Annotated in this window: 22 protein-coding genes; all 22 read left to right on the forward strand. The window is 39.3% G+C overall.

Translation table 11 applies throughout. From position 1 onward, the window contains the following. Positions 1 to 364 precede the first annotated feature (364 nt). The 22 genes from SUCMO_RS0101535 (at position 365) to SUCMO_RS0101640 (ending at position 23,380) form a co-directional block, all read left to right on the forward strand. Positions 365 to 2,203 (forward strand): methyl-accepting chemotaxis protein, encoded by a 1,839-nt coding sequence (locus tag SUCMO_RS0101535; protein ID WP_019878640.1) that lies wholly within the window; start codon positions 365 to 367, stop codon positions 2,201 to 2,203. Positions 2,204 to 2,741: 538 nt separating this feature from the next. Next, positions 2,742 to 3,455: a precorrin-2 C(20)-methyltransferase gene (cobI, locus tag SUCMO_RS0101540; protein ID WP_028953827.1), complete on the forward strand. Its 714-nt coding sequence runs from the start codon at positions 2,742 to 2,744 to the stop codon at positions 3,453 to 3,455. Positions 3,456 to 3,463: 8 nt separating this feature from the next. Further along, positions 3,464 to 4,528 (forward strand): FecCD family ABC transporter permease, encoded by a 1,065-nt coding sequence (locus SUCMO_RS0101545; RefSeq protein ID WP_019878642.1) that lies wholly within the window; start codon positions 3,464 to 3,466, stop codon positions 4,526 to 4,528. Positions 4,529 to 4,532: 4 nt separating this feature from the next. Beyond that, the gene (locus tag SUCMO_RS10115; protein ID WP_019878643.1) at positions 4,533 to 5,303 is read left to right on the forward strand and encodes an ABC transporter ATP-binding protein; all 771 of its coding nucleotides are present in this window, start codon (positions 4,533 to 4,535) and stop codon (positions 5,301 to 5,303) included. Continuing rightward, the gene (locus tag SUCMO_RS0101555) at positions 5,303 to 6,226 is read left to right on the forward strand and encodes an ABC transporter substrate-binding protein (RefSeq protein ID WP_019878644.1); all 924 of its coding nucleotides are present in this window, start codon (positions 5,303 to 5,305) and stop codon (positions 6,224 to 6,226) included. Before SUCMO_RS10115 ends, SUCMO_RS0101555 begins: the two co-directional genes overlap by 1 nt. A 444-nt stretch (positions 6,227 to 6,670) precedes the next feature. Next, positions 6,671 to 8,359 carry a methyl-accepting chemotaxis protein gene (locus SUCMO_RS0101560; protein WP_019878645.1) on the forward strand — a complete coding sequence of 563 codons (1,689 nt, stop codon included), beginning with the start codon at positions 6,671 to 6,673 and terminating at the stop codon, positions 8,357 to 8,359. A gap of 130 nt (positions 8,360 to 8,489) precedes the next feature. Beyond that, a complete protein-coding gene (locus tag SUCMO_RS0101565; RefSeq protein WP_019878646.1) occupies positions 8,490 to 9,641 on the forward strand; it encodes a sensor histidine kinase in 1,152 nt (383 codons plus the stop codon). A gap of 18 nt (positions 9,642 to 9,659) precedes the next feature. Further along, the gene (locus SUCMO_RS0101570) at positions 9,660 to 11,099 is read left to right on the forward strand and encodes an aminotransferase class I/II-fold pyridoxal phosphate-dependent enzyme (RefSeq protein ID WP_019878647.1); all 1,440 of its coding nucleotides are present in this window, start codon (positions 9,660 to 9,662) and stop codon (positions 11,097 to 11,099) included. Between the two features lie 14 nt (positions 11,100 to 11,113). Continuing rightward, positions 11,114 to 11,731, forward strand: coding sequence for a dTMP kinase (gene tmk / locus SUCMO_RS0101575; protein ID WP_019878650.1), 618 nt, complete (start codon positions 11,114 to 11,116; stop codon positions 11,729 to 11,731). Between the two features lie 18 nt (positions 11,732 to 11,749). Further along, entirely contained in the window at positions 11,750 to 12,199 is a 450-nt protein-coding gene (locus SUCMO_RS0101580; protein ID WP_019878651.1) for a YaaR family protein, read from the forward strand. Between the two features lie 12 nt (positions 12,200 to 12,211). Further along, positions 12,212 to 13,189, forward strand: coding sequence for a DNA polymerase III subunit (locus tag SUCMO_RS10865; RefSeq protein WP_019878652.1), 978 nt, complete (start codon positions 12,212 to 12,214; stop codon positions 13,187 to 13,189). A gap of 17 nt (positions 13,190 to 13,206) precedes the next feature. Then, positions 13,207 to 14,049, forward strand: coding sequence for a PSP1 domain-containing protein (locus SUCMO_RS0101590; protein WP_019878653.1), 843 nt, complete (start codon positions 13,207 to 13,209; stop codon positions 14,047 to 14,049). Beyond that, complete coding sequence (locus SUCMO_RS0101595) at positions 14,039 to 14,779, forward strand: tRNA1(Val) (adenine(37)-N6)-methyltransferase (RefSeq protein WP_019878655.1); 741 nt, start codon at positions 14,039 to 14,041, stop codon at positions 14,777 to 14,779. The genes SUCMO_RS0101590 and SUCMO_RS0101595 overlap by 11 nt, the downstream gene beginning before the upstream one ends. A gap of 12 nt (positions 14,780 to 14,791) precedes the next feature. Continuing rightward, positions 14,792 to 15,649, forward strand: a complete 858-nt coding sequence (rsmI, locus tag SUCMO_RS0101600; protein ID WP_019878657.1) for a 16S rRNA (cytidine(1402)-2'-O)-methyltransferase — start codon at positions 14,792 to 14,794, stop codon at positions 15,647 to 15,649. Positions 15,650 to 15,680: 31 nt separating this feature from the next. Continuing rightward, positions 15,681 to 17,585 (forward strand): methionine--tRNA ligase, encoded by a 1,905-nt coding sequence (gene metG / locus SUCMO_RS0101605; protein WP_019878658.1) that lies wholly within the window; start codon positions 15,681 to 15,683, stop codon positions 17,583 to 17,585. Position 17,586: 1 nt separating this feature from the next. Then, on the forward strand, positions 17,587 to 18,360 hold the full coding sequence (locus SUCMO_RS0101610; RefSeq protein ID WP_019878659.1) for a TatD family hydrolase: 774 nt from the start codon (positions 17,587 to 17,589) through the stop codon (positions 18,358 to 18,360). A gap of 77 nt (positions 18,361 to 18,437) precedes the next feature. Continuing rightward, positions 18,438 to 19,424 (forward strand): resuscitation-promoting factor, encoded by a 987-nt coding sequence (locus SUCMO_RS0101615; RefSeq protein WP_019878660.1) that lies wholly within the window; start codon positions 18,438 to 18,440, stop codon positions 19,422 to 19,424. Positions 19,425 to 19,491: 67 nt separating this feature from the next. After that, positions 19,492 to 20,034, forward strand: a complete 543-nt coding sequence (gene rnmV / locus SUCMO_RS0101620) for a ribonuclease M5 (protein ID WP_028953830.1) — start codon at positions 19,492 to 19,494, stop codon at positions 20,032 to 20,034. A gap of 4 nt (positions 20,035 to 20,038) precedes the next feature. Continuing rightward, the gene (gene rsmA, locus SUCMO_RS0101625) at positions 20,039 to 20,902 is read left to right on the forward strand and encodes a 16S rRNA (adenine(1518)-N(6)/adenine(1519)-N(6))-dimethyltransferase RsmA (RefSeq protein WP_019878662.1); all 864 of its coding nucleotides are present in this window, start codon (positions 20,039 to 20,041) and stop codon (positions 20,900 to 20,902) included. A gap of 101 nt (positions 20,903 to 21,003) precedes the next feature. Further along, the gene (gene ispE, locus SUCMO_RS10125; protein WP_019878663.1) at positions 21,004 to 21,855 is read left to right on the forward strand and encodes a 4-(cytidine 5'-diphospho)-2-C-methyl-D-erythritol kinase; all 852 of its coding nucleotides are present in this window, start codon (positions 21,004 to 21,006) and stop codon (positions 21,853 to 21,855) included. Positions 21,856 to 21,915: 60 nt separating this feature from the next. Beyond that, positions 21,916 to 22,605, forward strand: coding sequence for a GntR family transcriptional regulator (locus SUCMO_RS0101635; RefSeq protein WP_019878666.1), 690 nt, complete (start codon positions 21,916 to 21,918; stop codon positions 22,603 to 22,605). Positions 22,606 to 22,624: 19 nt separating this feature from the next. Next, positions 22,625 to 23,380, forward strand: a complete 756-nt coding sequence (locus SUCMO_RS0101640) for a nucleotidyltransferase family protein (protein ID WP_019878667.1) — start codon at positions 22,625 to 22,627, stop codon at positions 23,378 to 23,380. Positions 23,381 to 23,418 lie beyond the last annotated feature (38 nt).

The following is a 23,418-nucleotide window of genomic DNA, read 5'->3' on the forward strand; positions in this document are numbered from 1 at the left end:
TTTGCAATTGAATTTTTGATAAATTGCAATAGTTATGAATGAATAAGAGTTTTAATTAGTTGTTCGTATTAAAATGACAATTAGCAAATATTCCCTATAGAGTGAGCTATTTATATAAAAAGCCACGGCAACTTGTTAAGAGGGTTAAAAGCATTTTTGCTATAGTATGGAAAAAATTTGTAGGTAAAAGTGGAATTTTTACAAAAAGAATTTTTGAGTAAAATAGTTGTTGTTAAGACTATGTTAAATTTGCGTAAAACCTCTTATATAGCCATTGTAAGTAGAGTGATTATATTTTATTATTAACTTGTACAAAGAAAAATAAGAAAATATAAATAGCTAGGTGGCTAGATAGAGGGGCAAGATGAACAAACAAACTAGAAAATTATTCACCAGCGAAATAAAAATCGGAAAATTTTTAAAGCATAAGTTTTTAGTACTGCTAGCGAGAGGCTTGAAAAAAATTGCCAGTATTGCTGATTTGTGGATTCGAGCCTTAGAGAAAAAATCAATTAAATTTCGCTTGCAGTTTTTATTTGCCGTGGTATTTATAATTTTAAGCTGTGTAAACCTGTATGGAATGAGCAGTTTGGCGAATGTTAATCATAGCAACTATTTGCTCGGGCGAACTTGGTTGCCTGAGGTTGCCCAAATAAGTCAAGCTAAGGCCTTAGTGTTAGAATATCGCAGTTATCAATATTTGTACTTGCAAACTATCTACCCCGCTGACCGTGAAAATATCAAAAAAACTTTATTAAAAATAGATCAGCAGGTTAATCAATTGCTAGAGCAAAACCTGAAATTAACTGCGGATCTTAAAGAACAAGAACAAACGGCCTTAATTAAAAATCAATGGCAGCGGTATCAAGCGAAACAACAAGAGCTTTATGTAGTGGAATTAAAAAATAAATCAGAAGCTCAGGCAATGCTTATTGGCGAGATGCAAGCTATTTTAAGCTCAATTATGCAAACTAGTGAGAAAATGGTTGAAGCCAAACTCCAAGGGGCGATACAAGCCGTAGAAAGCGGCGAAAAACTTTACGTACGTTCGCAATTGGTGCTAGTGGGAGCGTTAATTGTGGTTTGGCTGTTGGCTTCAGCTAGTATTTGGCGGTTGGTCGCAGGCATTAATAATTATTTGCAAGAATTAGTGGCGGTGGCTGATCAGGTGGCTGATGGTAATTTAGCAGTCCAAGCGCCAGTACGTGGCAATGATATGCTGACGGCTTTAGCGTTAGCCTTAAATAAAATGAGCCATAACTTACAAACTTTAGTGCAACAAATAGATCTAAATGGACAAGATTTGTATTTGGCGGCGGGAGAACTTAATCAAATTACGGCAGCAACAGTGGATAGGGCACAAAAAATCACACTCAGTAGTCAAGCTGTGACGCAAGCGGGCAGTATTCAAGAGCGAGAAACCAAGGCGGCTTTAGTGAGTATTAGAGAAATTACGGCTAATGCTAATCAGGTAGTAGATTATAGCGATAGCTTATTAATGAAAGTGGCCAAGGTAGATGAGTTGGCTACTCAAGGTAGTGAAAAATTAATCGCGGCCGCGACGCAAGCAACACAGATGGCGCAACAGGTGGAAGGGACAACCCAAATCGTGCAACAGTTAAGTGCTAGTTCGCGCTTGATTGATAATATCATTACAAACATCAGTGTAATTGCCGAACAAACGAACTTATTAGCGCTTAATGCCGCAATTGAAGCGGCTAGAGCGGGAGAGGCAGGTCGTGGTTTTGCCGTGGTGGCGCGGGAAGTGCGAGCTTTGGCCGAGCAAGCGCGGCAGGCGACCCAAGAAGTGCGGCAAATTTTAGGTACGGTAAGTCAGCAAACTGAACAAGCACGCATAAGTATGGACAGTGGACGCCAGGAAGTATTGTTAAATGTGCAGGCGGTTAATGTAGCTAGTTCTAATTTTGCTTCACTTAAGCAAGAGGCGGGGGCAATAAAACAAGAAATGGACTTACTTACGGGTAAAATTAAAGCGGTAACAGCTGGCAATATGGCTTTTGTAGAAACGAATAATCTATTGGTGCAAACTGCGGGCACGGTAAAAGCTGAAACGGAGGAAATTGTGGGTGAAATTGCAGCTCAAAACCAAACGATTGAAAGTCTAGAAAATTTAAGTGCACAACTGCAACAGTTGACAGTTGCTTTACAAACTCAAGTTAGCTCTTTTCAATTAGAAAAATAGGATAGGCAACCCTAGTTAAGCTTTGCTTTCAAAAGTTTAACTAGGGTTACGGGAAAAAATACATATTTATTAAAAATTATTATGAATAATAAAAAATGCGCTCTAGTAGCCAAGAAAAATGTTTTGCCCTAGCGAGATAAGCAGTTTAATGAATTAAAAAAAATGCTGGCTATTAGACGTGGGTTAAAAGGCAATAAAAACATTATATAAGTACATATTGAAGGGACTGCAAGTTGAAATGGCGGCAGTTCCTCTTTATTTTATGCAGCAACTAGAAATAAATTAACGGTAGAGTCGCGGGCGGAAACTTCCGCGCGGCCTAGCCTCTTGACAATAGCGGTAATATCACATAAAATTCAATAGTACGTAAGATAAGTAGTAAAAATTTGTTTGTAGAGGGGCTACCTCGAATAGGGCTAGCTCCTTAATTATTTTGGCGATTAAGTAAGGAAATTAGGTAGTTATGGGACTTGTTTACCGCCGCTAGTTAGAGGGAAAATAAAAAACATTGTTTTAGGAGGGTTTTTAGTTAATGAGTATGACAGGTATGTTTTATGGAATTGGTGTAGGGCCAGGAGACCCAGATTTATTGACGGTAAAAGCAGTAAAAGTAATGCAAAAAGCAGATGTTTTAATTGCACCACGCAGTGAAAAAACCGTAGATAGTACGGCCTTAGCAATTGCAAAACCACATTTAAAAGCGGATGTGGAAATAATAGATATGGTTTTCCCGATGGTTTTTGAAGGTGATGTCTTAGACGAGGCCTGGGAAGATAACCGTCGGATTATTGGTTCTTTATTAGAACAAGGCAAAAATGTTGTGTTTTTAACTTTAGGCGACCCAATGTTTTTCAGCACTTATATATATGTATTTCATGCTCTTAAAGAAGCTGGGTTCCCAATTGAAACAGTACCTGGCATTCCAGCTTTCTTGGGTATTGCTAGTTATGTAGGTTTTCCGGTAGTAGAAGGCGAGGAAGTATTGAGCGTAGTTCCCGCGACTGCAAGTGAAGATAAAATTGATAAAATTATGGAAACTTCTAGTAATTTGGTAATTATGAAGTGTTCACGTAATTATGAACAATTAGTGGCGAAGCTAGAGCAACATGGCTTTTTGGAGCACTCGATTATGGTTACTAAGTGTGGCCGTCCTGATGAGCAAATTGTACGCGATTTAAAATCCGTAAGTGCGTCAGAGGTTAATTATTTGTCTACCATTTTAGCGCGTAAAAATAAAATAAATAAGATATAAGGTTTATTATGGAAGAGAAAAAAGTATTACAAACCTTACTAGATAAGCAGAAAAAACGGGTCTGGCTTGGGGCAATAATACTGGTAATAATTTTGGGAGTTGTGGGCATTTGTTCGACAATTTCTGGGAAAGCAGATATTCAAATCGCTGAAGTTTGGCAAATTATTTTTGCCAAACTCAGTGGTCAAACTGCCGCTTTAGAAGAAATAAAAAAATCTACGGTAAGTATTGTTTGGAATATTCGTTTACCAAGAATTATCACAGGCATTTTAGTAGGTATGGGCTTGGCGATTGCAGGCGTTATTTTCCAAGCAGTATTAATGAATCCCCTTGCGGACTCTTTTACCATGGGAGTATCACCTGGAGCAGCCTTTGGTGCTAGTATTGCCTTGTTCATTGGCATGTTTTTCAATTTAGATATTTCGATATCATTATTTGCCTTTTTGGGGGCAATGGGGTCTTTGCTGGTTGTATTATATCTAGCAAAAGTAGATGGCTATGCAACCGCAAATAACTTGATTATTTGCGGCATTATTATAAGTTCGGTACTTTCGGCAGGGATTAGTTTTATAAAAAGTATGGCGGGCGAACAGGTCGCCGCGATTGTCAATTGGCTGATCGGCTCTTTAGCTGCCCGCACCTGGGAACAGGTTGTGCTAATTGCGCCTTGGTTGATATTAATCAGTATTGGTTGTATTCTTTGTGCAGATTATTTAAATATCCTTTCTTTAGGTGACCAAGAAGCACGAAATTTAGGCGTAAGTGTGACTAAAGTGCGTTACGGCTTTTTAGTGGCCGCCTCCCTAATTACGGCCTTATGTGTTTCGGTTAGTGGGATTATTGGTTTTATTGGGTTGATTGTTCCCCATATTTTGCGAATGGCGATTGGCTCAGACAATCGTTACTTGTTACCTTTAGCTGGTTTGTGCGGAGCTTGTTTATTGGCGGCGGCTGATTTGGGCGCACGAATTATTTTGGCGGTGGAATTACCAGTGGGGGTACTTACGACTTTATTAGGTGGTCCTTTCTTTTTTTATATTTTTAAATTACGTAAAAAGCAAATGGCGGATTAAGCAGATGATACAGGCGAAAAATATAAAATTTTCATATCGACAACAACAGATTTTGCAACAAGTGGAGTTCTCTTTGCCACCCGGAATATTTGCGAGTATTATCGGGCCTAATGGCTCCGGAAAAACGACGTTTTTGCGCTTGTTGACACGTGAGCGGCAAGATTTTCAAGGTGAATTGAGTTTGTTTGGTAAACCTTTAGCTAATTATAGTTTAGCTAGTTTGGCGCAGACAGTTTCCACAGTAGCACAAAATTTGCAAATACGCTTTCCTTTTAGCTGTCTAGATTTAGTGTTATTGGGGCGACGCCCTTATAATTCAGGCGTGTTGAGCAAAAACTCTGCAACTGATTTAGAAATTGTTTATCAAGCGATGCGCGATACAGAAACCTTACAGTACGCTGATCGTTTGATTACAGAACTTTCTGGGGGGGAGCGTCAACGGATTTTTTTGGCGAAAGCCTTAGCACAACAACCCAAATTATTAATTTTAGATGAATCTTTTGCTAATATGGATATGTATTACAGTTTGCAGTGTTTAGATATCTTAAAACAAAAAGTACAAAAGCAAGAACTCAGCGTGTTATCTGTAATGCATGACTTGAATTTAGTTAAACAATACTCAGACCAGGTGGTTATGTTTAGTCAGGGAAAAATTTTCACTTATGGACAATGTAACCAAGTAATGACGGTGGAAAACATTAAACAGGTATTTAATATTGATGTTTTGCCCGTAGGAGAAAATGCCTTAGCGGTAATTCCTCCAAGGAGGGTTTAATGAAAAAATTATTTATTTTTTTCTTGGTTGCGAGCTTGTTGCTAGTTGGTTGTGGTCAACAGGGCGGAAACCAGCCAGCTGGAGAAAAAACAAAACAAGCTACGATTGAATTTACTGATGACACGGGTAAGCTGGTTAAACTAGCAAAACCTGCCAAAAAAATAATTTCTTTATACTCGGCACATACGGAAAACTTATTTAGTTTAGGCTTAGATGCGGAAATTATTGGGGTTAGTACAAGCGAAAATTATCCGCCGGCGGCATTGCAAAAAACTAAGTTTGATTATCGAGCTGATCCAGAACGAGTAATTGCGCAAGAACCGGATGTTGTTTTGATTAGACCTTTTGTTAAGCGGGGTTATCCCGATTTTGTTAAAGCGCTAGAAAACGCAGGTATTCAAGTAATAAGTTTATATCCCGAGAAATATGCTGATTTCCCAGAGTATATTCAAAAATTAGGTTTATTAACTGGCAAAAGTGTTAAAGCGCAAGAATTATTGACGAATTTTGAGCAACAACTTGCCAAATTAACGCAAGCTAATACCCAAAAACAAGCGAAGGTGTTTTTTGAGGCCACTAGCAACCAACGGACGACAACCCCAGACAGTATTCCTGCAGGTTTAATAACCAAACTAGGCTATCAACCAATTTTCATTGGTAAACCCGTGGTTGACAAGGGTACAAGTATTGCCAGTTTTGATTTAGAAGAATTAATGTTACAGGCCGATAAAATTGATATTTATATTGCTCAAAAAGGCATAATGAATGCTAAGGTAAGCAAAGAAGTTATTATAGCTCGCCCAGGTTATGAGAATATCAAAGCAGTGCGCACTGCTAAAGTTTTGATAATGGATGAAAAATTAATTTCTAGTCCAACTTTTCGCTTATTATTAGGGGCAGAACAATTAATAAACATGCAATAATATGCAATAAAAAAGCTTTGGCAAGGCTGGAAATGCAATATTTATCACAAATTTTTAGACAAAAAGGCTAAATTATACTGAATAAATTAGAAAAAAATGGCGATATAATTTTATATGTGTTTGTCAGTGCGACGAATAAGCTCTGAAGTTACGAGGCACAATAACTATTTTTAGATAATTATGAGGAATTTAGATAATTCTTTAGCAGTTTAAGAGGAATTTCTCAGTTTTTGTCGAACTATAACTGTATACTAAGATATTTTATTTTGTATTAAATATTGAAGTTTAGTTAACTCTAAAATTTTATGGAAAAACGTTACTAGCAAGATATACCAGCACTTATTAACTAGGCTTATATTTGGGTAATCTAAAATTATAGGAGGTGAACTAGTTTTAGGTAGTGGGGGGAGTTTTAAGAGTAAAAGAGATTAGGGGGAGAGAGATTTGAAATTAACAATAACCAAAAGAATTTTATTAGGTTTTGGATTAATTATTGCAATTTTTGTTAGTTTAAGTTTTTATGCACAAAAAGGGATGAATGATATTGAAGTTTCTTACCAAGGTTTAGTACTTAGAAGTGCACCATTGGTATTTGAAATTAAGGACTTAGCGATGGTTGCCGAAAAACAACAAATGCTAATTCAAGACTATACTTTTACGGGGAATAAAGCTTCTTTGGAAGCTTATCAAGCTAATACCAAAAAAGCTAACGATTTGTTGGCAAGTTTAGGTAAAAAGATGATTACTCCCGAAGGTAAGGAATATGTAAAAAAATTAACTTCGGAAATTCGTAAAGATGAAGAAGTTTCGGCAAAAATAATGCAAATGATTCAACAAGGACAGGTTGCACCAGCACAAGCATATTATCGTGCTAACGAAAAAACATATGCGACCACTACGGCTTTGACTACGGAAGTAAGTGCCTTTTTGATTGACCGTATGCAACTGCGGGTAACGCAAAACAATGAAAAAGTAAGAGGCATTGAAAAAACTTATTTGTTGATAATGTTACTAGGAATAGTAGCTGCGGCAGCTGCAGGTGTTTATACAGCACGTAATATTACTAAGCCTTTGGCAGTTGTGGTGGAAAGAGCAAATTCGGTTGCGGCCGGAGATTTAAGTGGCGCGGCAATTGCCAATAATCGTTCGGACGAAATTGGCGAACTACTTACAGCGATGAATGTAATGGAAAAAAATCTTGTAGATATCGTGCAAAATATCTCCGAAGCCTCAGAATTAGTGGCTGCATCTAGTGAAGAATTAAGTGCTAATGCCGAACATTCTGCGGGTGCGGCAATGCGGATTGCCGAAGCTAGTGTAAGTGTGGCTGATTTAAATCGTCAACAACTTAATAGCTTTGATGCCTCTGTAGCTACTGTGGATGGTATGATTGAAAATATCGAAGAAGTAGTACAAGTGGTAGATAACCTGGCAGGTAAATCCAAAGAAACCGCACAAGCCGCAATGGTAGGCCAAACAGCGGTAGTGGAAGCAACTACGCAAATGAATAGTATCAACCAATCAGTATCAGAATCCACACGTGTAATTAGCGTGCTCAATGATAGTTCGCAAAAAGTAGGCGAAATTGTCGATGTAATTAGTGCCATTGCTAGCCAAACTAATCTATTGGCGTTAAATGCAGCAATTGAAGCAGCTCGCGCTGGAGAAGCAGGTCGTGGTTTTGCAGTAGTTGCGGAAGAAGTACGCAAATTAGCTGAACAATCGCAAGCAGCCGCCTTAGAAATTAGTGGCATTATTGAGCGTATTCAACAAGAAACTATGCAAGCAACGCAAATCATGCAAACTGGTAATCAAGAAGTAGCCAAAGGTACGCGGGTAATTGGCGATATGGGTGAAAGATTTACAGGCATTTTGGGCATGGTTGAAAATCTCGACCGAGAATTTGTCCATATTACCAAATCAATGCGTGGTCTATCTAGCTTGGCTGGCACTGTAAGTGAAAGCGTTGATGGTGTAAAACAATTAGCGGATAAAGTAAATAAAAATACGCATAATATTAGTTCTACAACTCAAGAACAATCAGCGGCAGTAGAAGAAATTGCGTCTGCAAGTACGGCTCTGACCAATTTGGCTTGCCGTTTACAAGAAACAGTAAGTAGAATAAAATTATAATAATTAGCTAAACTTTAAAAGTTACGTTGCAAAACGCGGCGCAAAAAAAGCCGTCCGCTACAATTGGGGAAGCGCCAATGTAGAGGACGGTATTTTTGTCTAAATATTGAATGGCAAAGGAGGTGTGGCTTTGAATAAAGGTTCCTTAGATGAAATAATTCAACAGGTGTTAATGAGTGTCAATAACGGACGTTGGCAGGTTGAAGAATTTAATAAAATGGTAAAAAATGAATTTAAAGTAGTGAGTATTTTCGACCATAAGCTACAAAAAAACATGGCGGATATTCAAAAAAAATTAGAAGAAAAAGAGCGGGAAGAAAAGCGAGCCCGCCGCTTTTTAGCCGAAGTAAGTAGTGCGGTAGAAGATTTGTCCGAAGACAAATTGCAACAAGCTTATGCCCAGGTAAGTTATTTGCAAGAAGAAGTAGAGAAATTGCGGAGCCAAGCTTTGGATGTAAGTAAGGAAATAAAGAGTAATAAACAAAAGCAATTAGCTTATATCAATAAAATAAAAAAAGCGGCAAACTTAGCCCATCATTTGCAAGAAGTGACGAATTATTTGGGCAACCAAATGTTAGAAATGTTGGGTGAAATCAAGGATTTACGCTATCGCCAATTACAAAGTGAATATATTATTTATGGTCAAGAAGAAGAACGATTGCGTTTAGCTCGAGATATTCATGATGGGCCAGCACAAAGTATTGCTGGAATTAGCTTCAAGGCAGAATTTTGCAAGAAATTGATCGATCAAGATCCGATTCGTTGCAAACAAGAATTGAGTTTGTTAACTGATATGGTGCGTGAAACCTTAGGGGACGTACGCAATATTATTTTTGATTTAAGACCAATGTCCATAGATGACTTAGGTTTGACTCCGACTCTAAAAAATTATGTAGAAAAAATTAAAAAAGAAAATGAAATAGATTTGCAGCTTAAAATTACCGGGCGGGTAGTACGGTTAGCAAGTCACTTAGAGGTAGGCATCTATCGAATTGTCCAAGAAGCTGTGAGTAATGTTTTACGCCATTCTAAGGCAACGTATGCTTGCATAGAAATAACCTATACTAATGAGCAAATTTGGGTAAGAATTATCGATAATGGCGAGGGCTTTGAACTAGATAAAATTGCCAGCGGCCATTATGGATTGCTTGGGATGCGGGAGCGGGCCAAGTTGTTTACCGGTGATTTAGATATCACTTCAGAATCAGGTAAAGGCACGACTATTCGCTTGGTAATAAATACGGAAAACTATATTTTAAAAGTTACTGGTAGTACAGACTAGAGAGGGATAGTAAAGAAGATGAACAAATCAATGCCGATTTTACAAGCAATGCAAAACTATGCGCAGGCAGATGTCTATCCTTTGCACACGCCAGGGCATAAAGGCGGCCGTTGCCTTAACCGCGAGTATCAACAATTATTAGGCCCCGCGGCTTTGGCGATTGATGTCTCTTTAATGCAAGAACTCGATGATTTACATGCCCCTGAGGGTTGTATTGCTTTAGCTCAACAATTAGCGGCAGAAACTTTTGGAGCCGATAAAAGTTTCTTTGCTGTAAATGGGACTAGCGGTGCGCTCCAAGCTTTGTTGCTCGGGAGTTTTCAACCGGGAGACAAGTTGTTAATTGCTAGGAATATGCATCGTTCGCTTTTGGCAGCGCTGGTTTTAGCTAATTATCAAGTGCGCTTTTTGCAACCCGAATATCAAGCAGATTTTGCAATTAGCTTGCAGGTAAAACCGGAGCAAGTAGCACAGGCTTTAGCGCAAGAGCCAGATATCAAAGGGGTACTGCTTACTAGTCCGAATTATTATGGTTTAAGTGCTGATATTGTCGAAATTGCGCAAATCACGCATGCCTATGGGGCAGTATTATTGGTGGATGAGGCGCATGGAGCTCATTTGGGGTTTAGTGAAAAATTTCCTGCTCCAGCTTTAAGTTTGGGAGCGGACGCTGTGGCGCAAAGTACCCATAAAAGCTTGAGTTCTTTAACGCAAACTTCAATGTTACATTTAAAATCTGTGCGGCTTGATTATCAAAGAATTACGGCGATGATGAGTATGCTAACGACCACTAGCCCTAATTATTTGTTGCTGGCTTCCTTGGATGCGGCACGCTATTTAATGCAAACTCAAGGAGCAGAATTGCTGGAGAGAGCTTGGCAGATGGCAAATAAACTGCGGCAGCAGCTAAAAGCTATCCCCGGGTTAACGGTGTTGGAACTGCAAGATTGCGCTGGAGAGAGTGTGGTCAGTCAAGATATTAGTAAAATATTGCTGAAAGTGAGTGGATTAGGCTATACAGGTGTCGAGTTTGGGCAATTGTTGCGTCAGGCTGGCTATGCTGTAGAATTAGTAGATGCTCATAATGTACTGCTACTTCTTAGTTATGCCGAAGAACCGGCGCGCTTAGAGGGGTTGGTCCAAGTTATTCGTGCTTTGCCACAACGTTCCCCAAAATCTGTCAGCACTTTGCCTAAGCTAGAATTGCCAGAACGTGGTTTTGATTTTGGCAAGGCTTTTTATGCCCCGCGCGAACGAGTTTTATTTAAAGAAGCAGTGGGGAGAATAGCCGCAGAAAGTATTGTTTTTTATCCACCAGGAATTGCCTGCATTTTACCTGGGGAAATTTTAAGCAAATACTGTTTGCAGTATTGTCAACAGATGGTACAATTAGGAGTAGCAGTTACTGGTTGTCAAGATTCTAGTTTGCAGTATCTAGAAGTGCTAAAAGAAAGTTAGAGTACAGGTGAAAAATGAAAAGTTTATTTATTAGTTTTGAAGGGGCTGATGCGTGCGGTAAAAGTACGCAGGTACAGTTGTTGGCGGAAACTTTGCGCACTCAAGGACGAGAACTTATTATAACAAGAGAACCTGGAGGTACTAAAGTTGCGGAAAAAATTCGCGATATACTTTTAGACAAGGAATTGCAGATAAGCGCGCGGGGGGAATTGTTGTTGTATTTGGCAGCTAGAGCAGAGCATGTACAGCAGGTAATTAAACCAGCGTTACAGGCGGGAAAAATTGTTATTTGTGATCGCTTTCTGGATTCAACCTTGGTATATCAGGGGCTGGCTAGAGGTTTAGGTTTAACGGAGGTTCTCCGACTTAACGATTTTGCTACCCAAGGCTTGTTACCACAGGTAACATTTTGGTTAGCTGCGTCAAGAGAAGTTTTAGAAACGCGGCGCTTACAGCGTGGCGTTCCACAAGATCGCTTGGAATTAGAACAAGAAAGTTTTAAGGAATTAGTGCGCCAAGGGTTTGCGCAGTTACAAGAACTATACCCTGCGAGAATCAAAAAAATAGATGCCAGTCAAGAGATTAGTGCAGTACAAGCTGCAATTTGGCACAGTCTACAAGAGTATATATAAAAAGGCGGGCGATGTTTAATGTTAAAGGTACAAGGATTTGCAACACCGCAGGCAACTATTTTAAATGAGCGTGAAAATAATACTAAAGTGGAAAAAAGCAAAGGGGCTTTTTTCACTGAATTAGTCGATAAAACTGATGGTGATTATCAAAAACGCTTAGAAGAATTGTTTGAAAAAATTAATGAGCAGGGAGCTAAGTTAAGTCAAAACCCTACTTATGCAGAATTGAAAAGCTATCGTGAATTGGTGAAAAATTTTATGTCCGAATCGATAAACCGTGCATATCTCTTAGAATCCAGTGTGGGTTGGGATTATCGTGGTCGCCAAAAAATGTACACGGTTGTCAAAAAGGTTGATAGCAAATTAGCAGAATTGGCGGAAGACGTACGGATTGGGCAAGAAAAACAATTATCAATTATGGAAAAATTAGATGTAATTAAAGGTATGTTGGTGGATATGTATACCTAATGGGGTGAGGTTTTGTTATTAGCAGATCTATTATTGTCACGAGCAGATCAAGAGTATTTACACAGATTTATAACTTCTAAACAACGACCCCATGCTTTGCTCTTAGATATTAGTCAAGCGGGCTTAGATGAACGAGTCTTGCCAAGTTTGGCAGAATATGCCTTGTGTTTGCAACCGCAAAGTGCAGGCGCTTGCGGGCAATGTAGTAGTTGCCGCAGTTTGAAAGTGCAGGCACATCCTGATTTGCAAATATTACAACCAGCTGGCAAAGCGGGCATAATAAAGCTAGAACAGGTTAAACAATTGCTTGAGAAATTAGCTTATGCACCGCGAATTAGTAAATTAAAAGTCATTATAATTTTAAATGTGGAGCGGCTAAATAAAGAAGCAGCTAATAGTTTGTTAAAAAATCTAGAAGAGCCAGATGGCGAAAGACTATTTTTGTTTACCACGGAAAACTGTCAAGCAGTTTTGCCAACTATTTTATCGCGGACCTTGCAATGGCGTCTGCAAAAAAATGATTCCGAAGCAGTATATCAAAGTTTAGCCTTAGTAGAAGGCACTGAGCTGCAAAAACGTGCCTGTGTATTACTGGCGGAACTCAAACCGCAGTTGGCGCGCCTCTATTTGCAAGAAGAAAGTTTACAGTTGCGCGAACTAGCTTTAGAAATACTTACAGCTAGCGCACAAAGAAAGTTATTATTGGTGGCCAATAAACTTAATTGTCAACAAATTAGTAAGCGGGAGCAACTACAACTTTTAAATACTTTTTTGCAATTTTATTTACGCGATTTATTGCTCTTGCAAAATGGTTGTGGACAATTATTGTATAATATAGATAGACAGTTAGAATTACGAAGCTTACAAACAAGTTTTACTGGTGAGCAATTGCACGGCTATCTTCAATTTTTGCAACGCCAAGAGAAGATGCTGGCTTTAAATATTAGTGTTAAGTTACTAGTAGACGATTTATGTATATATTTTGATTGAAAACAGGAGGGGTTATTTTGCCGATTGTAGTAGGAATAAGGTTTAAAAAAGCAGGCAAGGTGTATTACTTTGATCCGATAAATACCAGTATTGCCAAAGGTGACTTTGCGATAGTAGAGACTATCCGCGGTGTAGAATACGGTGAAGTGGTTATTGGTCCGAAAGAGGTTAGCGAAGAAGAGGTGGTGTCGCCTTTAAAACCGGTAATTCGCAAAGCCAATGAAACGGATGCCAAAGTTTACGAAGAAAATTGTCGCAAACAAAAAGAAGCCTTCAGCATTTGTGAAGAAAAAATTATCTTTCATCAATTACCGATGAAATTAATTGATGTAGAATATACTTTTGATGTAAATAAAATAATTTTCTATTTTACCGCTGAAGGGCGGATTGATTTTAGAGATTTAGTAAAAGATTTGGCCGCGGTATTTCGGACTCGCATTGAATTACGTCAAATTGGGGTGCGCGACGAAGCAAAAATGCTTGGCGGAATAGGTTGTTGTGGACGGCCGTTGTGCTGTGCTACTTTTCTGGGTGATTTTGAACCAGTATCAATTCGCATGGCTAAAGATCAAAGTTTATCTTTAAATCCTGCCAAAATTTCAGGTATTTGTGGTCGTTTGATGTGCTGTTTGAAATATGAAAACCATATGTACGAAGGAAATTGCAATCAAAATTGCAAGAGTTGTCGGGAATTCATTCCTCGCCCTGGACAAAAAGTGGTAACTCCCCTAGGTGAAGGCATGGTTCGAAGTGTAAATCGCAAACAACATCTAGTTACTGTAGAGTTGGCGGCTGACAATGTGCTAACTTTAAGCATCGATGAAGTGGTGGAGGTTACAGCGGTCAAAAATGAACTGTAAAGAACGCTTAGATAATTTATTAGGCGCGGAATATCAAATTTGGCAAGCGGAAGATGTGCTCTGCTATACGATGGATAGTGTCTTGGTGGCGAACTTTTTGAATTTGAAAAAGCAGGCCCGAGTTCTAGAATTAGGTGCAGGTACAGGCGCGATTAGTTTGTTAGTTGCCTTGCGTGGTGCACAACAAGTAATAGGCGTGGATATTAATCCACGTCTTGTCTGTTTGTTGCAGCGGAGTATTAACCATAATAATTTGCAAACACAAGTACAAGCTTTGCAATTAGATTTAAAAGTTCACAAACAACTACAAAGCCTAGGTGTTTTTGATGTGGTGGTGGCCAATCCACCTTATCGACGCGCTCAAACTGGTAAAGTACGGACAGATGTCGCCGCTAGTAGTGCTTGTCATGAACTGACAGCCGACTTGGAGGATTTTATTGTGGCCGCTAGTAAGGTGCTGAAAACCCGAGGTCGCTTGGCAATAGTAAATTTGGCTGAACGCTTAACGGATACACTTTGTTTTTTAAAAAAGTATCAATTAGAGCCTAAACGCTTACAGTTTGTCCATTCTTACGCCAGCGGCCCGGCAAAAATTTTTTTGCTAGAAGCTGTTTTTCAAGCCAATAGTGGGGGCTTAGAAATTCTCCCCCCGTTAGTGGTTTATCAAGATAATGGCCAGTACACGGCTGCGTTACAAGCCTATTATGCTTTGCAGAGACCAGAAAATTAAGGAGAAATAGTCATGGGTAATTTATATATGTGCGCTACGCCAATCGGGAATTTAGCGGAAATGACAGCCCGCGGTATTGAAATTTTAAAGGTGGCTGATTTGATTTGTGCCGAAGATACTAGGCATACCTTAAAATTACTCAATCACTTTCAAATAGTAGCGAAAAAATTAATCAGCTATCATGAGCATAATAAAGCAAGACAAAATGAATATATTTTATCGACCTTGGCTCAAGGCGGTGAAGTTGTGGTTGTCAGTGACGCTGGTTATCCAGGGATTTCCGACCCAGGCGAAGAATTAGTAAGTTTAGCTGTACAACGGGGTTTTAAAGTATTTACAATTAGTGGCGGCAATGCAGCTCTCAGTGCTTTAGTAGCCTCAGGACTACCGACTCGCACCTTTTATTTTGCCGGGTTTTTGCCCAAAACGTCGAAACATCGGCGCCAAGAGTTGCAACAACTAGAGAAACTCAATACTACTTTGATTTTTTACGAAGCACCACACCGTTTGGGTGAGACTTTGCGGGCCTTACTGGAACAATTAGGGGATCGCCGTATTGCTGTAGCCCGGGAATTAACTAAAATCCATGAAGAAATTTTCCGCGGGCGAATTTCTGAGGCCTTACAGTGGTTGGCGGAAAATGGTGCGCGCGGTGAATTTGTTTTGGTTGTTGCTAGTGCGGAAATTAGTGGCTTAGCGCTAGAGAGCGAGCCTCCTGCCACAGAAAACAATCCTGCTGACTTAGAACAGTTATTGCTAAACTACTTAGCGCAGGGCTTAGATAAAAAGCAAGCAATCGCTCAAATTGCAAAAAAACTTAATATCCCCAAAAAAGTAGTGTATAATACATTTATTAACAAAGAAAATTAATGGTTTTTATTTGGAGGAGGACGAAAGTTAGATGACGAAACAACCTTTTTATATTACAACACCAATTTATTATCCTAGTGATAATTTGCATATCGGCCATGCTTATTGTACGACGATTGCTGATACTATTGCGCGTTACCAACGCTTACAAGGTAAAGAAGTATTTTTCTTAACTGGTTCGGATGAACATGGTCAAAAAATTCAACGCAAAGCTCAAGAAAAAGGGATAACTCCCTTAGAATATGTAACACCGATTGTTGATAATTTTAAAGTTTTGTGGGAAAAATTAGGTATTACAAATGATGATTTTATCAGAACTAGTGAAGAACGCCACTATAAGGTAGTGCAAGCAATTTTTGAAAAGATTTTTGCTAAAGGTGATATTTACAAATCTACTTATGAAGGCTTATATTGTACACCATGCGAGACTTTTTGGTTAGAGCGCCAATTAGAAGATGGAAAATGCCCTGATTGCAAGCGACCTGTGGAAACGGTGCAAGAGGAAAGCTATTTCTTTAAAATGGGTAAATATCAAGACGCGTTATTGGCACATATCGAAGCTCATCCTGAGTTTATTCAACCTGCTTCGCGGCGCAATGAAATGATTAATTTCATTAAACAAGGCCTAGAAGATTTATGTATTTCGCGCACGACTTTTGATTGGGGTATTCCTGTGCCTGTGGACAATAAACATGTAGTATATGTTTGGTTTGATGCCTTGACAAACTATATTACGGCTGCCGGTTATTTAGATAATCCAGAAAAATTCGCTAAATTTTGGCCAGCTAGTTTACATTTAGTTGGCAAAGAGATTATGCGTTTTCATACGATTATTTGGCCGATTATTTTAATGGCCCTAGAATTACCCTTGCCCGAGAAAGTTTATGGTCATGGCTGGTTAGTAGTTGAGGGCGATAAAATGTCTAAGTCTAAGGGGAATGTAATTGATCCATTAGGCTTAATTGAAGAATTTGGTGCCGATAGCATTCGTTACTTCTTGTTGCGCGAAATTACTTTGGGTTCAGATGGCAACTTCTCACGCGAGGCTCTGATTAATCGCATTAATTCTGATTTGGCCAATGATTTAGGTAATCTCTTGCATCGCACCTTAGGTATGATAGAAAAATTCAGTAATTCTGTAATTTTACCCGCGGCACAGCCCAATGCTTTAGATCAAGAACTGATGGCACTAACGCAACAAACTGTGATTAATTATCAAGAAAACATGAATAATATGGAAATAAATAGTGCGATGCGGGAAATTTGGCAATTAATTAGTCGGGCCAATAAATATATTGATGAAAGTATGCCTTGGGCATTAGCAAAAGACCCCGCACAAAAAGAGCGTCTCAATACGGTTTTATATAATTTGGCAGAAGTATTACGGATTGTGGCAATTTTAGTAAGCCCTTATATTCCGCATACTAGCCCGAAAATTTACGCTCAATTGGGCTTGTCGATAGCGGAATTTAGTTTGGTAGATACTGCTTGGGGTGGCTTGCCAGCTAATACCGCAATTAACAAACAACAACCAGTTTTCCCACGCATTGATTTGGCCGAAAAAATGGCTGAAGTTGCGCCACAATTACCTGAACCCTTAGCACCGCTTAAAGAAGAATTTAGCATTGATGATTTTGCTAAGTGTGATTTGCGGGTTGCTAAAGTTTTAGCCGCCGAAAAAGTAAAAAAAGCCGACAAACTCTTAAAATTAGAAGTGGATTTAGGGCATGAAACGAGAACGGTAATTTCCGGTATTGCCTTACATTATCAACCTGAAGAATTGGTGGGCAAACACGTAGTTATGGTAATTAATTTAAAAGCGGCCAAAATTCGGGGCGTAGAATCGCGCGGCATGATTTTAGCTGCTTCGGATGATCAAGGCAATTTGCAGGTAGTTGAGGTTCCAGGGATGAAAATAGGAAGTTTGGTGAAGTAAGTTGACGAGAATATTTGATTCGCATGCGCATTTTGATAATGATTGGTATGATGAAGATCGGGAATTAATTATGCAAGATGCTACTCAAGAATTGTTGGGAATAATAAATCCAGGAACGGACTTGGAAACTTCGCGACTTGCGAAAGAATATGCAACACAATATCATAATATTTATGCTGGCTTGGGTTTTCATCCGCATGATGCTAAAAAAATGCAGAGCACTGATTTGCAGACCTTTGCGGAGTGGGCAGAACATCCTAAAGTAGTAGCAATTGGCGAAATTGGCTTGGATTACTACTATGACCATTCGCCACGTGAAGTACAAAGACGAGTGTTTATTGAACATATTGATTTAGCAAAACAATTGCACTTGCCGATTATTGTCCACGACCGCGATGCCCATGGGGATATTATGGAGATAATAAAAACAGAGGCTAAGGGCGTGCCAGGAGTATTTCATTGTTATTCAGGTTCCTTGGAGATGGCCAAAGAACTTTTGAAAATGGGTTATTATTTGTCTTTCGGTGGTAGTGCAACTTTTAAAAATGCGCATAAATTAAGAGAAGTCGTGCGTTTTGTACCATTAGAGAGAATTTTATTGGAAACTGATTCGCCTTATCTAGCGCCAGAGCCTTATCGGGGCAAACGGAATATCCCGAACATGGTGCAGGTAGTCTTAGCAAGAGTGGCCCAAGAACGTGGTGAAAGTACTGAAACCCTGGCGCAGGCCACAAATAAGAACATCAGCGACTTATTCGCGAAAATCAAGCTCTAAACGCCTGTAAACAGCTAAATTTGACAAAAAACTGAAAATCGTGCTATAATACTTCAGCCTTGGTGAGGAGTGATATAATGTTAAAAACAATATTAAACCCAAAACAAAGGATTTTTGTATTATCGGCGGTTTTAGTGTGTGTAGCTTTAGTCTTGACAGGATTTGTGGCAAGCAAAAAAACTTTAGAAGTTTTAGTTGATGGAAAAAATATAAAAATCGAAACAAGAAGCACCAACCCAAAAAAAATCTTGCAAGAGATGGGGGTGCATTTGTCAGAACACGATGGTTATGCTCTAGACACGCCTAAAGTGCGTGATGGTAGTAAAATCGAAGTTATTCGAGCTATTCCTGTAACTGTAATAAATCAAGGTAAAAGGCACGTAGTTAATACGGGCTTGGCAACAGTTGCGGAAGTTTTGAAACTGATGAAAGTGGATTATGCAAACAAGGTAGTAAGTGTGAAACTTACCGACCGTCCACGAGTGGATCTTCCTATTCACGTGTTAGGTAACAATGAAAAACTAAATGCAGTGGAAGAAACTATGGAATTTGCAGTACGTGAACAGGCAGATAGTCATTTAGAATTCGGCGAAAAACGAGTAATAACCCCTGGGGTTTTGGGGAAAAAACAAGTTTTATACAAAGAAACGCTAACAGCTGATGGCAGTGTGAAACGCGAAAAACTTTCAGAAGAAGTGTTGGCACAACCGCAGGAACAAATCGTAGCGGTAGGTAAGAAAAATATGATAGAAACTTCGCGGGGATCATTCCGCTATCGAGCTGTGTATGATATGCAAGCTACGGCTTACACACCATACTTAGATGGTTCGGGTAGTGGGATTACGGCAACGGGCATTCCTGCTCGACGTGGGGTTGTCGCTGTTGATCCGCAAGTTATTCCTCTAGGGTCGCAAGTATATATTCCTGGATATGGACACGCTATTGCGGCAGATACTGGTGGTGCAATTCGAGGCCACAAAATTGACTTATGTATTGATACTTATCAAGAAGCGATAAGTTTTGGGCGCAGACAGGTAACAGTGTATCTTTTGGATGAGTATTAAAAGAGGCAGGGTTGACCAAAGCTAAGCTTTTGGTCAACCCTATTTTATATAAAGGATGATGATGAAGTTGCTTAAAGAAGTTATTGTAGCTGAAGGTAAGCAAGATATTGTTGCGATAAAAAAAGCGATTGAAGCAGAAGTAATTATTACAGGTGGTTTTGCTTTAAATAAACGAACTATGGAAAAAATTCAAATTGCTTATGAAAAGCGAGGCATTATTATTTTGACCGATCCTGATGGTGCGGGAGAACGTATTCGCAAATATTTAGCGGAACGCTTTCCAGCAGCCAAACATGCTTTTATTCCGCGGTTGCAAGCTTGCAAAAATAATGATATTGGTGTGGAACAGGCTAGTCCAGAGGCGATTCGGACTGCTTTGAGTAAAGTGCGCACTCAAAATATGAGTGCCCAACAAGAGTTTAGTCAGCAAGACCTACTAAATAATTCATTAGTAGGCACGGCACAAGCCAGTGCCAAACGAGATCGACTAGGAGAATTACTGGGGATTGGCTATGCTAATGCCAAGCAATTTGTATATAGATTAAATAATTATGGAGTAACGCGCTGGGAGTTTGAACAGGCACTACTTACATTAAATAAAGAGGAGTAACAGCATGCCAGCAATTATTGCCCAAAAGGAAGTAACGCAACATATTCTTAGAACTTTTAATATTCGGGCTAACAAAAGCTTGGGGCAAAATTTTTTGATTAGCCCCGAGGTGGTTAGACTAATTGTTGAAGCCGCAGAAATTACCCCGGACGAACCAGTATTGGAAATTGGGCCAGGTATAGGTACTTTGACGCAGGGTTTGGCTTTGGCTGGTGCTAAGGTAACAGCAGTAGAGCTGGATAAACGTCTCTTGCCGATTTTGGATAAAACGCTAGAAGGCGCAGGTCAAGTACAGGTGATACATGGCGATATTTTACAGACTGATATAAAGGCGTTGATGCAAGGGCAAAGTTTTAAAGTAGCGGCGAATTTACCCTACTATATTACAACGCCGATTGTTTTAAAATTACTAGAAGAAGACTTACCGATTGAGCGGTTAGTGACTATGGTACAAAAAGAAGTCGCAGAACGGATGGTAGCCAGCCCGGGTGGTAAAGACTATGGCGCGCTATCGATTGCCGTACAATACCACGCGGAAGTAAGTTTAGCTTTTGTGGTACCCGCGAATTGTTTTATGCCCGCCCCCAATGTGCAATCGGCGGTAGTTGTTTGTAAAAAACGCACGCAACCAATAGTGGAAGTAGTAAGTGAAAAATTATTTTTCCGCGTAGTAAAAGCGGCTTTTAGCCAACGCCGCAAAATGCTCTCCAATTGTTTGAAAAATATGGGCGTCGATAGTCAATTTGTGGAAAACTGGTTGCAGACGGCAGCGATAGATGGAAAGCGCCGTGCGGAAACACTTAGTTTGCAAGAATTTGCCTTATTAACAAATAGCTTTGCTACTTTACAAGAAGCCGTAAAAAAATAAAATATTTTCAACTTAAATTTACAAAACCAAAAGTATTATGTATAATAAAAACAGATAAAATATAAAAAGAGTGTAAATTATGATAATAGTGAGGTGAAGCTGTGTATATAGAAGTTGCTAAGGCCAAGATTAATCTTGGGTTACGCGTGTTGGGAAAACGTGCAGACGGCTATCATGAAGTTGATATGTTGATGCAAAGTATTGAATTAGCGGATCAGCTAACTTTTGTGAGGGATTCACAACTAACTTTGCAACTCGATAACCAGCAATTGCAGGCTGATCCTCAAGAAAACTTAATTATAAAAGCCGCGCGAGTGTTAGCGGCGCACACTGGTTTTAAAGGTGGCGCTAAAATTACTTTGCAAAAACGAATTCCCATTGCGGCTGGTTTAGCTGGGGGAAGTTCGGATGCAGCGGCAACCTTGCGTGGTTTAAATCGACTTTGGCAGACGGGTTTAACTATGCGCGAACTAGAAAATTTGGCTACGCAAATTGGTAGTGATGTGGCCTTTTGTGTACAAGGTGGGACACAGAGAGCCACTGGTCGCGGTGAAATTTTACAACCGTTAGCGCCTTTACCGAAAATGAACCTAGTTGTTTTTAAACCGAATTTTGGTGTGTCTACCCAAAAAGTTTATCAAGCTTTTAATTTGCAAAAAGTAACTAGAAAAGTAGATATTGGACAGTTGATAACTGCTGTACAAACTGCTAAAATAGAAGAGATTATTGCATCAATGGGCAATGATCTCGAAAGTGTAACTCTTGCTTTACATCCGGAAATTGGCCTAATAAAAAGGACAATGCTCGATTGGGGAGCAAGTTATGCCTTGATGTCTGGAAGTGGGCCGACAGTTTTTGCAGTAGTGGATAATTTGGCTATTGCTCGCAAAATTGTAGAAGAATTACCTAAGGAACATTTGGGTGATAGTTATTTGACCAGTACCTGTTCATAAAAAAAATGCAAGAGAGGTGAAGGGACAATCATTTAAGCTTAACTTAAATGATGTCAAATTATGAGCGCAAAATTGTTACCCATTAAATTAGATAGTTATAAACCTTTGAGAGAAATTGTTTGTGATACTTTGCGTCAAGCTATTGTTGATGGAATCTTCAAGCCTGGCGAGCGGTTGATGGAAATTCAGTTAGCCGAAGAAATGGGTGTAAGTCGTACTCCGGTTAGGGAAGCTATTCGTAAGCTGGAATTAGAAGGCTTTGTGGCCATGATTCCGCGTCGCGGCACCTATGTGGCAGATATCTCGATAAAAGATATTAATGATGTTTATGAAATCCGGATTGCTTTAGATGTGTTGGCTGTAGGTCTAACCGCAGAAAGAATTTCGGATGAAGATCTGGTTAAATTAAGAGCTCTACTTATTAATGTCGAAAAACAAATCGAAAGTGGCGATATTGATAAAATAGTGGAAGCTGATAGTCAATTCCATGATGCCTTATATCAATCAAGTCATAATCAGCGTTTGGTAGGGATAATTAGTAATTTGCGTGATCAATTTACACGCTTACGCACTCGGTCTATGAATTATCCTGGTCGACTTGATAATACTTTAAAAGAACATAAAGATTTAGTTGATGCAATTGCCAGTCGCGATGTAACAAGAGCGCAAGAATTGGCTCGTTTACATTTAGAAAATGCGGAACAAACCTTATTGGCGGCAATTAAAGAAGCTAGTATGAAAAATAATTAATAGATGTGGGCAGACAAAAATGATAGATGCAATAATTCTTGCTGGTGGGCAGATGACAGGCAGCCTAAAAGAAGCTTTTCCGGAAGTGCAAAATAAAGCCCATTTGCTGTTGCAAGATAAAATGCTCCTGGAACATGTTCTTCAGGCGGTTTTAGATAGTCCGCGCATTGATAAAATTTATGTGGTGGGCGATAAAAATTTTTTGTGTAAACAACTTAAGCAAGAGCGCGTGCAAATCTTATCAAGCAGTGCTGATATTTATGAAAATTTTATGCGGGCTGCACAGTTAACTACTCGGCCGCGCGTCTTATTACTTACTGCGGATATCCCCTTGATTACAGGCGCAATTTTAACAGATTTTATTGAACGCTGTGTGCGTAATCCTGCTGATATTTGCTATTCTATTGTCAATAGAAAAAACATTGAAGAATTTGCACCAACTAGTAAACGTACTTATGCAACATTGCAAGAAGGTACCTTTACGGGCGGGAATGTGTTTATGGTCAAGGTGGCAGCACTAGAACAAGCTAAGGCAGGCGTAGATAAAATTTTTGCTAAGCGTAAAAGTGTTTGGGGGCTAGCGAATCTTATTGGCTGGGGCTTTTTACTAAAATGGGCGTTTACGAAAATCTCACTGCGTACAGTGGAATTACGCGCTTCTAAATTATTGGGCTGCCAAGCCAAGGCGATTATATCACCTTATGCGGCTATCGGTATTGATGTAGATAAAATAAGTGATTGGCAGTTAGTAAAAGAACAATTAGAAAAAATATAAATAAGGGACTAGTAACTAGTTGCGGGCAAAAAGTAGCA

The sequence above is a fragment of the Succinispira mobilis DSM 6222 genome (genome assembly GCF_000384135.1).
In the GTDB taxonomy this organism is placed as follows: Bacteria; Bacillota; Negativicutes; order Acidaminococcales; family Succinispiraceae; genus Succinispira; species Succinispira mobilis.